The following is a 14,237-nucleotide window of genomic DNA, read 5'->3' on the forward strand; positions in this document are numbered from 1 at the left end:
CCTCTCGTACACCGCCCCGATCAACACACTCGGCACACCACTGAGACCAAAACCACCCACCGCCAACGACACCCCCTCCCCCACATCAGCCACAGCCTCCGCAGCCGACCCCACCACCTTGTCCATCCGCCCGCTTCCTCCTCCGCCGTCACCGGCCGTCACCGGGCACCACCGGCCCCGAATATGCTCAGTGCACTGACTATCTGCTGTCGAGGAAGCAGCGTGGCACTGCGGTTGTCCCCGGTCAAGACCCTCCGTGCACCTCGGATGCGCATGAGACACTGACCGGCACAGGCTCACACGGGGAAAGAGGACCCACCGTGCCCGCGCTCGACCTCAGCACTCATCCCGGCCATCTGGCCCGGCGGTTGCAGCAGGCCCACACACTGCTGTGGAACACGACCGTCTCGGAGGAGGTCACCTCTCCGCAGTTCGCCGTGCTCAACACCCTGGTCGGCGAGGACGGCCTGGACCAGCGCACCGTGGGCGAGCGGGTCGGCCTGGACCGCTCCACCATCGCCGAGGTGATTCGCCGGCTGGCCGACCGGGGCCTGATCGACAAGGTCCGCGACCCGCGCGACGGCCGGCGCTCCGTGCTGCACGCCACCGAGGAGGGCGTACGCGTCCACAAGAAGCTGGCGCTGCGCACGGCCCGGATGAACCAGGTCTTCCTCGCCCCGCTGGCACCGCGGGAGCAGGACCTGTTCCTCGATCTGCTGCGCCGCGTCTCCGACGCCGCCGAGGGCCTGCGCAACCCGTCTCCCCCGGCGGCGCTCGGCGCCTGAACGGCTGGGCGTGAGCCTGATCGGCGAGGGGCGCGCGGAGGCGTAAAGGTGAGAGACGCAAAGGTGAGACGCGCAAAGGTGCCGGAGCCGTCGCGAGCACGCAACGGCGACGGTGCGTACTCGCGGCGATACGGCGCGCGGCGGCTCGCTCGCCCGTACGGGTGGTCAAGCGTGTCGAGGCGTACGGTGGGCAGATAGGCATGCCTGCGGTGGCGCGCACGAGGAAGGGACGGTGTCTCCCATGCCCGACAAACCGCTCTTGCAGGGACTCGGCACGCACGTCCACGGATCGTGCCGGGGGGACATCGGCCGGCGGGTGGCCGCGCGCCGGGAGCAGCTGGGGCTGACCCGCGAGGAGGTCGCCGTACGGGCGGGCTCGGCGCCCGGGTACATCCAGTACCTGGAGGAGCAGCCGGCCACGCCCGGCATCGGCTTCCTGCTGCGGCTGGCGGACGCCCTGGAGACCAGCGTCATGGAGCTCACCGGCGGTACGGCCGACCTGCCGCCCGGTACCGGCCCGGCCCCGCAGGCGGAACTGGTGGAACTGGACGTCGAGGAGTGCCGCACGCTGCTCGGCACGCACGGCGTGGGTCATGTGGCCGTGGCGACGTACGACGGCCCCGCCATCCTGCCGGTCAACTACGCGGTCACGGGCGGTGAGGTCGCGTTCCGTACGCCGCCGGACGCGCTGCCGCCGATGGCGCCGGGCAGCGAGATGGCGTTCGAGGTGGACCACATCGATGACGCGCTGTGCCGGGGCTGGAGCGTCCTGGTCGTCGGCACGGCCTGTACGGTCACCGACCCCGAGACGCTCCGCGAGCTGGACGAGCTGGCCTACAGCACCCCGTGGGCCGACGGTGACGGGGCGCATTGGGTGACCCTGACACCGACCCGGATCACCGGGCGCAGGGTGAACGTGCGGTACTCGCACGCGTAGGCGCCGCTCCCGTGTGGGCCTCAGGCGGGCAGCGGCAGGTCGCACGTCTCCCCCGGCTCGACCGTGACCGCCATGCCCCGGGCCAGTTCGATGCCGATCGGTGAGCGGCCCGAGCCGGGCACGGCGATGTGCAGGTTGCCCGGTGTCATCCTGAGCCGTACGCCCCAGTGGCCCCGGTAGCGCAGCGTGAAGTCGTACTCGGACAGTTCCGGCAGCGGCACCGGGTCCAGCCGCAGCACCCCGCCGCGCGTCTCCAGCCCGGTCAGGCCGCGCTGTACCAGGTCGAGGGTGCCCGCCATCGCTCCCAGGTGGATGCCCTCGCCCGTGGTGCCGCCCTGGAGGTCGGCGATGTCCCCTTCGAGCGCCTCCTGGCAGAACCGCCACGCCTCCGAGCGCCGTACCCGGGCCAGGATCCAGCCGTGCACCAGGCCGCTGAGCGTCGAGCCGTGACTGGTGCGGTGCATGTAGTAGTCGACCGTTCGCCGCCAGGTCTCGTCGTCCAGCGAGTGGCCGAGGCGGCGCAGCAGCGCGCCCAGCTCGGCGGGCGAGAAGAGGTAGCCCAGCATCAGCACGTCGGCCTGCTTGGACGCCTTGTAGCGGTTGACGGAGTCCCCCTCGGCCTCCATGATCCGGTCGAGCCGCCGGATGTCGCCGTAGCGGCGGCGCAGGCCCTCCCAGTCGAGCTCCTCCAGCTCGCCGAAGCCGTCGAACTGGCTGATGACCCCGTCGTGGAACGGCACGTGCAGGCCCCGTGAGACGTCCTCCCACAGCTCCAGCTCGCTGTGGTGCAGCTCGGTGCGCTCGATCAGTTCCTGGCGGCGCGGCTCGGGGAGCTCGCGCAGCAGGTCGAGGGTGTGGGCGAGCACCCAGGCGGCCGTGACGTTGGTGTACGCGTTGTCGTCGAGGCCCGGCCGGTCGGCGCCCGGGTAGGCGTCGTGGTACTCGTCGGGGCCGAGCACGCCGCGGATGCGGTAGCGGCCGAGGGGGGCGTCGTAGGTGGCCCGGCAGGCCCAGAAGCGGGCGATCTGCAACAGCATCTCGGCGCCCTTGGTGTGCAGGAACTCGGTGTCGCCGCTGGCCTCGCAGTACTGCCACACGTTGTAGGCGATGGCCGAGCCGACGTGGTACTGGAGGTGGGAGTGGTCGGGCAGCCACCGCCCCGAGCGCGGGTTGAGGTGGAGCAGCTGGGTCTCCTCACGGCCGTCGCTGCCGCTCTGCCACGGGTACATCGCCCCGGTGCAGCCCGCGTCGAGGGCGGTGAAGCGGGCGCGTTCCAGCCTGCGGTGGCGGTAGGTGAGCAGGGCCCGGGAGACCTCGGGGAAGTGCAGGTTCAGGTAGGGCAGCACGAACAGTTCGTCCCAGAAGACGTGACCGCGGTAGGCCTCGCCGTGCAGGCCGCGGGCCGGGACGCCGACGTCGAGGTCGGCGGTGTGCGGGGAGAGGGTCTGCAGGACGTGGAAGAGGTGCAGGCGCAGGATGCGGCCGGCGTGGTCCGGTACCTCCAGTTCGGCCCGGCGCCACAGCTGGCGCCACGCGGCGCGGTGGGAGGCCAGCAGCGTCTCGAAACCGGAGGCGCGCCGCACCCGGTCCACGGCGGCGTGCAGCGGGTCGCTGATCGCCTGGTCGCGGGAGGTGTGCAGGGCGACGGTCTTGTCGACGACGACCGTGTACCCGGGGCGCAGGGCGGGCCGGAAGCTCTGGGTGACACGGCGGTCGGTGTGGTGGCTCTCGGGGAGCCAGGCGATGCCGGTCCCCGACATGGAGGTGGTGGCGCGGGCGGCGATGCCGGTACGGATGTCGGAGGTGCTGGTACGGCAGCGCAGCCAGACCGTGTCGGCGGCGGCGTCCCCGGTGTGGACGTGGGTGAGGTGGCGTGAGGCGAGCTGCCGGTAGCGGGCCACTCCGGCGTTGGTGACGTCGCCGTCGACGGTGGCCTCGACGTCCAGGGTCCCCACCCAGTTCTCGGCGGTGAACTCGGTGCGCAGCGCCGCCAGGTGCGGGTCCGCCATGTGGACGAGCCGGGTCTGCCGTACGGTCAGCCGCCTGCCCTCGTGGTCCTCGTACCGGGTGACGCGCTCCAGGGTGCCGGCGCGCAGATCGAGCGTCTGGCGGTGCTCGGTCATCTCCTCGCTGTCGGGGCTCAGCCAGGGCCCGGGGGTGTCGCCGTCCCGGAGGCGGTAGCGCAGGGGCAGCCAGTTGGGCTGGTTGACCATGTCCTCGTTCTCCACCCGGCGGCCGGCCACGTCGGAGACCAGGCGGTTGTAGATGCCCGCCACATACGTACCCGGGTAGTGGATGGAGTCGGCGGAGCACTCGCTGGCGGCGCCTCGGGTGGCGAAGTAGCCGTTGCCGAGCGTGCACAGGGACTCGCGGAGGCTCTCCTTCTCGGGCGCGTAGCCCTCGTACTCCCAGGTCCAGTCCGTCACGACGGCGCTCCTTCGTGGCTGTCGGCGAGCAGTTCCGCGAGGTCGTGTACGACGATGTCGGCGCCGTGGCGGCGCAGCGCGTCCCCGGTGCCGGGGCCGCCCCCGCGGTCCACGCCGATGACAAGGCCGAAGCCGCCGCGCCGGGCGGCCTCGACGCCGGCGAGGGAGTCCTCGACGACCGCGCAGCCGCCGGGTGGCGTGCCGAGCCGGCGGGCGGCCTCCAGGAACAGGGCGGGGTCGGGTTTGCCGGGCAGCCCGAGCCGGTGGGCCTCGACGCCGTCCACGAGGGCGTCGAACAGGTGCAGGACGTGCGCGGACGTCAGCAGTTCGCGGGCGTGGCGGGAGGCGGAGGCGGCGGCGACGGGGATGGCGGCGCGGCGCAGGGCGTGCAGCAGCCGGACGGCGTCCGGGTGGGCGGCGACCCCCTGGTCGCCGAGCCGCTGGGTGAACACCCGTTCCTTCTCGGCGGCGACCGCCTCGGCCGTGGCGGGGGACGGGCGCAGCCCCCGCGAGGCGAGGAAAGCCGCCGCCCCGTCGAGGCGGGACCTGCCGTCCACGTACCGCAGGTACTCCTCGGTGGCGTCGAAGGGCCCGCGCCGGGCGGGGTCGGGGGGCGGATGGTCGCGCAGGTAGGCGTCGAAGGCCGCCTTCCAGGCCGTGGCGTGCAGCCCCGCCGAGTCGGTGATGACCCCGTCGGTGTCGAGGACCACGGCACGCGCCGCCAGCGGCCCGCGGAGCCCGTGGGCCCCTTGGGCGGCTCGTACGGTCATGGCGGCTCCTCCTTCCCTCGCCGGTCGCCGCGCGACGGGCTCCCGGCGCTCTCGCCGAGTTCCCGGCTACGCCCGCCGTACGCGGCGTGGGGCGGGGCGGTGTGGTCGGGCGCGGGTCCGCCGGGCGCGGGTCCGCAGGGCAGGGGTCCGCAGGGCCCAGGGGTCCGCAGGGCGCGGGCGTCACAAGCTGCTACGTGAAAAGGGAACCTCCGCCGTCCCTTGATCCTCTTCTCTCGTGAAGCGCGCGCAGTCAGCTGAAGAAACCACAGAGACAAGGGGGCACCGCGTCATGCCGTACGGAGCGCGGCCGCCCCTGGCGGAAAGGCAGCAATGTTCAGCAAGGCTCTCGCGCCCGAGTACCAAGGGGCGCTCAGCGCGCTGTCGGTGAACTCCTCCCTCACCGATGTCCTCGCCGCGGCGACCGAGCAGATGACCGCCGCCGAACGGGCGGGGGACGCGCAGGAGACGGCACGGGCCGCGCTCGCGGTCGCCGAGGCGCACCGCAGGCTCGGGCATGTCGAGGACGCCGACCGGGCGTGGAAGGCGAGCTACCGCACGGCCCGTTCCGCCGGGGACGTCCCGGCCATGGCGTGGGCCCTGTGGAGCGGCGGCACCCTCGCCCGCCAGCGCGGCGCCCTCCCGCTCGCCTTCCGGCTGCTGCGGCTCGCGGCCGACATGGGCAAGCGCGGCGGGGACGTCGTCGTCCACGGCTACTCGCTCGCCGGGCTCGCCGAGACCGGCCGCATACAGGGCGACTACGAGGCGGTCGGCGCCCTGCACGACGAGCTGCTGGCCGAGGCGCGCGAGCGCGGCGAGGCCCGGCACACGGTGTGGGCCCTGGAGGGCATCGCGCAGATGCACCGCAACAGCGGCCGGTACGACACGGCGTACGCGCTGTTCGAGGAGGCCGCCGGTATCGCCGAGGCCGCCGACGACCGGCGCGGTCACGCCTGGGCACTGCGCGGGCTGGCCGACATCGTCTCCGTACGCGACGGTGACACCGCCCGCGCGCTGGAGCTGCTCAGCCGCGCGGAGGCCGGGTGCCGCGAGATGAACCTGTCGAGCGCGCTGGCCTACAACCACAAGATGCGGGCCAACGTGCTGTACCGGGCCGGGCGGTACGCGGAGGCGCTGGAGAGGTACCAACAGGCGCTGGCCGAGTTCCGCGAGATGGACGAGCCGCGTGGCGAGGCGCTGTCCCGGCTCGGCGCGGTCAAGGCCCGCGCCCGCCTCGGGGCGGCGGAGCCCGCGCGTACCGCCGCCGAACTCGCCGACCTGGGCGTCGTACTGGACCGGATGGGCCTGCGCCACGCCCGCGCCATGGTCGACAAGGCCCATGCCGAGCTGGGCCTGAGCGTCGCCGGGGAGGTACGGCGATGACCGCCGCGCAGGCCACGACCACGGCCGGCGCCGCCGTGGCGGACACCCTGGCCCGGTGCCGTGCGCTGGTGGGGCCCGCGCTGCGCGACCGGGTCGCCGGGCTGCACGCCTGGCCGGCCGAGATGGCCGGATACGCCTTCGGCTGGCGCGAGGCGGGCGGCGAGACCCGTACCGGTTCGCCGGCAGCCGCCGGGACAGCCGGGGCGTCCGGCTCGTCCGGCTCGTCCGGCTCGTCCGGCTCATCCGGCTCATCCGGCTCATCCGGCAAAGGCGTACGGCAGGCACTCGCCGTCCTGTGCGCCGAGGCGGCGGGGGCGCCCGCGCGAACCGCCGTCGAGGGGGCTGTCGCCGTGGAGCTGGTCCACACGTTCACGCTGCTGCACGACGACATCATGGACGGCGACGAGACCCGCAGGCAGCGCCCGGCGGTGTGGAAGGCGTACGGCACCGGGCCCGCCGTCCTGGCCGGGGACGCGCTGTTCGCGCTGGCCTTCCAGGTCCTCGCCGAGTCGCCGGGCCCGTACGGCGGGGCGGCCGTGCGGCGCCTGTCCGGTGACCTGACCGATCTGGTCGACGGGCAGGCCGAGGACCTGCTCTTCGAGGGCCGGCCGTGGACGGGCCCCGGGGCGGTGCCGGTCGAGGCGTATCTGAGGATGGCCGAGCACAAGACCGGGGCGCTGCTGGGCTGCGCGGCGGGGCTGGGCGCCCTGCTCGCGGGCGCGCCGGAGGCGACGGTGGAGGCGCTGTCCACGGCCGGGCGGCAGCTCGGTGTCGCCTTCCAGGCGGTGGACGACGTCCTGGGCCTGTGGGGCGATCCGGCGGCGACGGGCAAGCCGGTCCACGGCGACCTGCGGCGCCGCAAGAAGACGCTGCCCGTGCTCGCCGCGCTGGCGGCGGATACGCCGGCCTCCCGCCGGCTGGCCGCACTCCTGACGGGGTGCGGGCCACTGGACGAGGCCGGGCTGCGGCGGGCGGCCGCGCTGGTCGAGGAGGCGGGCGGCCGGGAGGCGGCGCTCGCGGAGGCGCGCGCCCGCCTGGACCGGGCCAGGGCCTGCCTGCTCGGTGTCCCCCTGGCCCCGGAACCGACCGCGGAGCTCCTGGCGCTTCTGCCGTACGTGGTGGGGCGCGTCGTGTGAGGCACGGGCGGGTGAGGCACGGCGGGTGAGGCGCCGCCAACTCCTTTGCGCCGCGCGCACGTCCGTTGCGTGGAGGGGGCCTTCACGTGGATCACGCACGACCGGCGGGGCCCTCCAGGGAATCTGCACACCGAATGTACAGGCGTCACATCGCCTCCCGCGGACGGTCATGTCGCCGGCCGGAGGACCCCGCCCTTGATACCGGAATGTCCCGTTCCGAAACATCCGCGCGGCGAGCCGGAAGAAGGAAAACGGCGAGCCGTGTGAAGAAGCTGGCACCAAGTCATGGACGCGCACGCACATCGACGTAATTCCGTGTCGGGAAAAGGCCGTTACCGGCACTCGCCCGATTGGCTGAGCAACGCGCCGACGTGCTTTGATCCTTCGCACTGCGGCGGCCGCACAAAGGCTCGGTCCGTAGTCATTCCGAGTTATTCGTGTGAAGGGAACCTCACAACATGAACCCCCAGATCCAGACCCAGGAAATCTCCGACGCCGACCTCGACAACGTGTCGGGTGGCCTCCACAGCGCCGTCGCCAGCGGTGTCACCGCCAACGCCACCGCCACGCTCGACTCGGTCGCCCCGGTCTCCGGTGTGGCGACCTCGGCCGTCGGTGCCGTCGAGTCCTTCGCCGGCCTGAACTCCTCGGCGCTCACGGGCTTCGTCGCGGGTCTCTGAGACCGCATCGGTGAGCCCCGGAGCTCCCCTGTTCCGGGGCTCACCGCGCTATTGGCTTCTCATTGCTTCCTGAACCGGACATTGCAGTCGAGGGAAGACTTACGTGCAGTTCCGCCAAAAGGCCCTTTCCAAGCTGCAATCCCCCGAGGAAATCGACCTGCCGGTGCGCTTCGCCCGGCCGCAGGGCCTGCTCGTCCTCACCGTCACGGTCCTCGCCATGGCCGCCGCGGCCGTCTGGGCCGTGACCGGCTCCGTCTCCTCGACGCTCGCGGCTCCCGGCATCCTGACCCACGGTCAGGGCAGTTACGTCCTGCAGAGCCCCGTCGCCGGCCAGGTCACCGGCGTACTCGCCCAGGAGGGCGACCATCTCGCCGCCGACGCGCCCCTGGTGAAGGTCCGTACCGCTCAGGGCGACACGGTCGTCCGCACCGTCGCCGCGGGCCGGGTGACGGCCCTCGTCGCCACGATCGGCTCCGTGGTCAGGGCGGGCTCGGACGTGGCGGCCGTCGAGCGGGTCGCCACCGAGGACGCGCCCTTGGTGGCGATGGTCTACGTACCGGCCGACCACGGAGCCACCGTGCCCGTGGGTGCCTCGGTGGACCTCACCGTCCAGTCGGTGCCCACCCAGCAGTACGGCGTGCTGCGCGGCCGGGTGAAGGCCGTGGGCCGCACCGCCCAGACCCGCCAGCGGATCAGCGCCTTCCTCGGCAACAGCCAGTTGGCCGAGCAGTTCTCGCGCCAGGGCCAGCCGGTGGCGGTCCTGGTCCAGCTGGAGCGCTCGTCCTCGACCCCCACCGGCTACGCGTGGTCGACGTCGAAGGGCCCCGCGTACGGCATCGACTCCATGACGCTCGTGAACGCCTCTATCCACCTCGCCGAAGAGCACCCGATCGATTGGCTGCTGCCGTGAGCGCGCCGGCCGGGCGGCGCCGCAGCCGGCACGCGCCCGCCCCGAAGGGCAAGCGGCCCAAGGCCGTCCGCACCCCCACCGTGCTCCAGATGGAGGCCGTGGAGTGCGGGGCCGCGTGCCTGGCCATGGTGCTCGCCCACTACGGCAAGCATGTGCCGCTGGAGGAGCTGCGCATCGCGTGCGGTGTCTCCCGCGACGGCTCGCGCGCCAGCAACGTCCTGAAGGCCGCCCGTGGTTACGGCCTCCAGGCCAAGGGCATGCAGATGGAGCCCGCGGCGCTCGCCGAAGTGCGGGCACCGGCCATCCTGTTCTGGGAGTTCAACCACTACGTCGTCTACGACGGGATGGGCCGCCGTTTCGGCCGCCGGGGCGTCCACGTCAACGACCCCGACAAGGGCCGCCGTTTCATGTCGATGGAGGACTTCGACACCAGCTTCACCGGTGTGGCCCTGGTCTTCGAGCCCGGCCCCGGCTTCCGCAAGGGCGGCCGCAAGCCGGGAGTGCTCAGCGCCGTGCCCGCCCGGCTGCGCGGGACGACGGGCACCCTGCTGGCGGCGCTGCTCGCCAGCCTCCTGCTGGTCGCGGTCGGCGCGGCGGTGCCCGCGCTGAGCCGTACGTACATCGACATGTTCCTGATCGGCGAGCAGACCTCGGTCCTGGGCCCGCTGTTCGCGTCCATGGCCGCGATGGTCGCCCTCACCGCCGTACTGACCGGCCTGCAACAGGCGAACCTGCTGCGGGGGCGCATCATCTCCTCCACGCTCAGCAGCGCCCGCTTCCTGCGGCATCTGATGAGGCTGCCGGTCACGTTCTTCGCCCAGCGCAGCCCGGCCGACCTGGTGCAGCGCCTGCAGTCCAACGACGCGGTGGCCGAGACGCTGGCGCGGGACCTGGCCGCCGCCGGCGTGGACGGTGTGGTCGTCGTCCTGTACGCGCTGCTGCTGTGGACGTACGACCCCCAGCTGACCGTCGTCGGCGTGCTGATCGCGCTGCTGAACGTGGTCGCGATGCGGGTGGTGATCCGGTTGCGCGCGACGCACACCCAGAAGCTGCGGGCCGACAGCGCGCGCCTGACGAACACCTCGTACACCGGTCTCCAGCTGATCGAGACCATGAAGGCGACCGGCGGGGAGAACGGCTACTTCCGCCGCTGGGCCGGGCAGCACGCGACCACGCTGGAGGTGCAGCAGCGCCTCGGGGTGCCGAGCGCGGCCCTGGCCGTCGTCGCGCCCACGCTGGCCACACTGAACAGCGCGCTCATCCTGTGGATCGGCGGCCTGCGTGCCGTGGAGGGCCATATCTCGATCGGTCTGCTCGTCGCCTTCCAGGCGCTGGTGACCCGGTTCACCGCGCCCATCACCCGGCTGAACGGCGTGGCGGGCCGCATCCAGGACTTCGCGGCCGACGTGGCACGGCTGAAGGACGTCGAGAGCTTCCCCGTCGACGCGCTGTACGCGCGCGTGGAGCCGGATACCAGCACGCGCCGCCTCAAGGGCCACGTGGAGCTGGAGAACATCACATTCGGCTACAGCCCCCTGGACAAGCCGCTGCTGAGCGGCTTCTCACTGACCGTCGGCCCCGGGCAGCAGGTGGCGCTCGTCGGCGGGTCGGGCAGCGGCAAGTCGACCGTCTCCCGGCTGATCTCGGGGCTCTATACGCCCTGGGAGGGCACGATCCGCATCGACGGGCAGCGCCTGGAGGACATCTCGCGCGGCGCACTGGCCGCCTCCGTGTCCTTTGTCGACCAGGACGTGTTCCTCTTCGAGGGAACGGTGCGGGACAACGTCGCCCTGTGGGACCCGTCCATTCCGGACGACGCGGTCGTCGCCGCGCTGCGCGACGCCGCCGTGTACGACGACGTCATCGCGCGCCGCCCCGGTGGCATCCACAGCCGGGTCGAGCAGGACGGCCGCAACTTCTCCGGTGGGCAGCGCCAGCGGCTGGAGATCGCCCGGGCGCTGGTGCGGCGGCCCAGCATCCTCGTCCTCGACGAGGTGACGAGCGCCCTGGACGCGCGGACCGAGCAGGTCATCATCGACAACCTGCGGCGCCGCGGCTGCGCGTGCGTGGTCATCGCCCACCGGCTGTCCACGGTCCGCGACAGCGACGAGATCGTGGTCCTGGACCACGGCACGGTCGTCGAACGCGGCCGCCACGAGGAGCTGATCGCCGCCTCGGGCGCGTACGCCGAGCTGGTCAAGGAGCGCTGACATGTCCGTCCACCCCGAGGTGGCCGCCGCCGACCCGGTGATCCACGCCCTGGGTTCGCTCGGCTTCCCCGTCGACTGCGCGGGCCTGCGCAACGTACCGCTGGAGGGCCCGCAGGTGCTGTGGCTGGTCGTCACCGGCGGCCTGGACCTGTTCGCGGTCGACGCCGTCGAGCGGGGGCACTGGCACTTCCTGGGCCGGCTGGAGGCGGGGAGCCTGCTGCTGGGCCCGGTCCAGGGCCCGCAGCACACCCTGGTGGGCAGGCCGACGCAGGACTGCGCGCTGCGGCGGATCCCGCTGAGGGAGCTGTACGCCGGATACGACACGTCGGGTGGTTACGCCACCTCGGGCGGATACAACATGTCCGGCGGGTACGACACGTCCGGCGGGTACGGGATCGCTCACGCGGGCTACGACCCGTACGCCGCCTACCACCCGTATCAGACACACGCGTATGAGGCACAGGGCGAAGCCACCCCTTTGGAGCACGCCTTCGCGCTCGGCACGGCACGCAGCCTGGGCGTGCTGTTCGAAGCGCCGCTGGACGGGCGGCCCATGGCGGACGAGGCCGTGGCCGACGACGACATGCTGTGGATGCCGGTCCCGTCGGGCAGCGTCCAGTACGGCGCCGCGTACGGCGCGCAGGCGGCGGCCGATCTGCTGGTGGACGGCGCGCTGTGGCAGCGGATGGTCAACCAGCAGTTCCGGCTGCTGTCGGCCGTGGACCGCTGGATCGAGCAGGTGGAGCGCGCCCACGAGGACCGGGCGGCGGCCGGCATCAAGGCGGGCGAGACGGTCCGCGCGCGGGCGGACCAGGCGCTGCTGGCGTCCATCGGCGGGCCGGAGCGCGGGGGACGGGGGCCGGGCGGCACGGCGGCCGACGACGCCACGTTCGCCGTGTGCCGCCGGGTCGCCCGGGCGGCCGGGATCACGCTGACCGAGCCGTCGGGGACCGGGGTGACCGAGGAGCGGATGAGCGCGGTGGAGCGCGTCGCGGTCGCCTCCCGGGTGCGCACCCGGGAGGTGCGGCTCGCCGGGCGCTGGTGGCGCACGGACTCCGGCCCCCTGGTGGGCCACTGGGCGAAGTCCGGCGCGCCGGTGGCGCTGCTGTGGCGGCGCGGCCGGTACGAGGCGGTGAACCCGGCGTCGGGTCTGCGCATGCGGATCGGCGAGGAGAAGGCGGCCGAGCTGGAGCCGCGGGCGGTGATGTTCTACCGCCCGCTGCCCGACCGGCCGATGAGCGTGGGGCGGCTGCTGCGGTTCAGCCTGCGCGGCGCCGCCGGCGACGTACGCAATCTGGCCGTGGCCGGTCTGGTGACGGTGGTGCTGGGCGCGCTGGTGCCGGTCGCGACGGGCCAGGTCCTCGGCGTGTACGTACCGGCGGCCGAGAAGAGCCTGATCGTCCAGGTCGCCGTCGCCATCATGATCGCGAGTGTGGTGTCGGCGGCTTTCATGCTGATGCAGAACCTCACGCTGCTGCGGATGGAGGGACGTATCGAGAGCGTCCTCCAGCCGGCCGTGTGGGACCGGCTGCTGCGGCTGCCGACGAAGTTCTTCGCCGAGCGCTCCACCGGGGAGCTGGCCGGCGCGGCCATGGGGATCAGCGCGATCCGCCGCGTACTGACCGGGGTGGGGCCGGTGGCCGTGCAGGCGAGCACGGTGGGCGTGGTGAACGTGGTGCTGCTGCTCTGCTACAGCGTCCCGCTGGCGCTGGTGGCCCTCGCCATGCTGCTGGTGATCGCGGCCGTCTTCCTCGGCCTCGGACTGTGGCAGGTGCGCTGGCAGCGGCGGCTCGTGGAGCTCGGCAACAAGCTGAACAACCAGGCGTTCCAGACCCTGCGGGGACTGCCCAAGCTGCGCGTCGCGGCGGCGGAGAGCTTCGCGTACGCCGCGTGGGCGCGGGAGTTCGCCCGCTCGCGGGAACTCCAGCAGCGGGCGGGCCGGATCCGCAACGCCACCACGGTCCTCGACGCCGTGTATCTCCCGCTCTGCTCGCTCATCATGTTCATGCTTCTGGCGGGGCCGGCGCGCGGCAGCATGTCGGCGGGCGCGTTCCTCACCTTCAGTACGTCGGTGACGATGCTGCTGACCTCGGTCACCCAGCTCACCGGGGCGCTGGTCTCGGCAGCGGCGGCGCTGCCGATGTTCGAACAGATCAAGCCGGTTCTTGACGAGGCCCCGGAGGTCCGTGGCTCCACCACGCAGCCCGGCGTCCTCTCCGGTGCCATCGAGGCCCGTAACCTCTCCTTCCGGTACGCCGACGACGCCCCTCTCGTCCTCGACGACGTCTGCCTCGACATTCGTCCCGGCGAGTTCGTCGCGGTCGTCGGGCCCAGCGGCTGCGGCAAGTCGACGCTGCTGCGCCTGCTGATCGGCTTCGACCGGCCGGTCTCGGGCAGCGTCCTGTACGACGGCCAGGACCTGGCCGCCCTCGACCAGGCGGCGGTGCGGCGCCAGTGCGGTGTCGTCCTGCAGAACGCCCAGCCCCTCACCGGCTCGATCATGGACTGCATCAGCGGCGCGGAGTCCTTCTCGCAGGAGGAGGTGTGGGCGGCCGCGGAGATGGCGGGCCTGGCGGAGGACATCAAGCGCATGCCGATGGGGCTGCACACGATGATCGCGGGCGGTGGGGCCGTCTCCGGCGGTCAGCGCCAGCGCCTGATGATCGCCCAGGCGCTGATCCGCCGCCCCCGGATCCTGTTCCTCGACGAGGCGACGAGCGCGCTGGACAACGAGACGCAGCGCATCGTGATCGACTCCACCCGCCGCCTGAACGCCACCCGCCTGGTGATCGCCCACCGCCTGTCCACGGTGATGGACGCCGACCGGGTCGTGGTCATGTCGGCCGGCCGCATCGTCGAACAGGGCCCCCCGGCCACCCTCCTGGCCGACCCGCACGGGCACCTGCACGAGCTCGTACGCCGCCAAATGCACTGACCGGGCACCCCTCGAAAGGGTGGGCTTCGCCCTCCGGCGCGCGCCGATCCCCGCAAACCCGCGAACCC

Annotated in this window: 11 protein-coding genes; 8 read left to right on the forward strand and 3 right to left on the reverse strand. The window is 72.8% G+C overall.

Annotated elements, in window-relative coordinates:
* Window positions 1-126 (reverse strand): CoA-transferase (locus QWM81_RS07195; protein WP_290111028.1); only part of this gene is annotated, 126 nt, incomplete at its 3' end.
* A gap of 194 nt (window positions 127-320) precedes the next feature.
* On the opposite strand from QWM81_RS07195, the gene QWM81_RS07200 reads away from it, so the two are divergent.
* Both QWM81_RS07200 and QWM81_RS07205 read left to right on the forward strand, forming a co-directional pair.
* The gene (locus QWM81_RS07200; RefSeq protein ID WP_290110791.1) at window positions 321-785 is read left to right on the forward strand and encodes a MarR family winged helix-turn-helix transcriptional regulator; all 465 of its coding nucleotides are present in this window, start codon (window positions 321-323) and stop codon (window positions 783-785) included.
* Between the two features lie 241 nt (window positions 786-1,026).
* Entirely contained in the window at window positions 1,027-1,722 is a 696-nt protein-coding gene (locus QWM81_RS07205) for a helix-turn-helix domain-containing protein (protein WP_290110792.1), read from the forward strand.
* A 20-nt stretch (window positions 1,723-1,742) separates the two neighbouring features.
* On the opposite strand, the gene QWM81_RS07210 is transcribed toward QWM81_RS07205, so the two are convergent.
* A complete protein-coding gene (locus QWM81_RS07210) occupies window positions 1,743-4,148 on the reverse strand; it encodes a glycoside hydrolase family 65 protein (protein WP_290110793.1) in 2,406 nt (801 codons plus the stop codon).
* Entirely contained in the window at window positions 4,145-4,918 is a 774-nt protein-coding gene (locus QWM81_RS07215; protein WP_290110794.1) for an HAD family hydrolase, read from the reverse strand. The genes QWM81_RS07210 and QWM81_RS07215 overlap by 4 nt, the downstream gene beginning before the upstream one ends.
* Window positions 4,919-5,248: 330 nt before the next feature.
* Between QWM81_RS07215 and QWM81_RS07220 the strand changes: the two genes are divergently transcribed.
* The 6 genes from QWM81_RS07220 (at window position 5,249) to QWM81_RS07245 (ending at window position 14,169) form a co-directional block, all read left to right on the forward strand.
* Window positions 5,249-6,298: a tetratricopeptide repeat protein gene (locus QWM81_RS07220; protein ID WP_290110795.1), complete on the forward strand. Its 1,050-nt coding sequence runs from the start codon at window positions 5,249-5,251 to the stop codon at window positions 6,296-6,298.
* Window positions 6,295-7,434, forward strand: a complete 1,140-nt coding sequence (locus tag QWM81_RS07225) for a polyprenyl synthetase family protein (protein ID WP_290110796.1) — start codon at window positions 6,295-6,297, stop codon at window positions 7,432-7,434. The genes QWM81_RS07220 and QWM81_RS07225 overlap by 4 nt, the downstream gene beginning before the upstream one ends.
* Before the next feature lie 458 nt (window positions 7,435-7,892).
* On the forward strand, window positions 7,893-8,114 hold the full coding sequence (locus tag QWM81_RS07230; RefSeq protein WP_290110797.1) for a type A2 lantipeptide: 222 nt from the start codon (window positions 7,893-7,895) through the stop codon (window positions 8,112-8,114).
* Window positions 8,115-8,217: 103 nt separating this feature from the next.
* Complete coding sequence (locus tag QWM81_RS07235; RefSeq protein ID WP_290110798.1) at window positions 8,218-9,024, forward strand: HlyD family efflux transporter periplasmic adaptor subunit; 807 nt, start codon at window positions 8,218-8,220, stop codon at window positions 9,022-9,024.
* A complete protein-coding gene (locus QWM81_RS07240; RefSeq protein ID WP_435372338.1) occupies window positions 9,021-11,234 on the forward strand; it encodes an NHLP family bacteriocin export ABC transporter peptidase/permease/ATPase subunit in 2,214 nt (737 codons plus the stop codon). The genes QWM81_RS07235 and QWM81_RS07240 overlap by 4 nt, the downstream gene beginning before the upstream one ends.
* A gap of 1 nt (window position 11,235) precedes the next feature.
* On the forward strand, window positions 11,236-14,169 hold the full coding sequence (locus QWM81_RS07245; protein WP_290110799.1) for an NHLP bacteriocin export ABC transporter permease/ATPase subunit: 2,934 nt from the start codon (window positions 11,236-11,238) through the stop codon (window positions 14,167-14,169).
* Window positions 14,170-14,237 lie beyond the last annotated feature (68 nt).

It is taken from the genome of Streptomyces ficellus (genome assembly GCF_030406405.1).
In the GTDB taxonomy this organism is placed as follows: Bacteria; Actinomycetota; Actinomycetes; order Streptomycetales; family Streptomycetaceae; genus Streptomyces; species Streptomyces ficellus_B.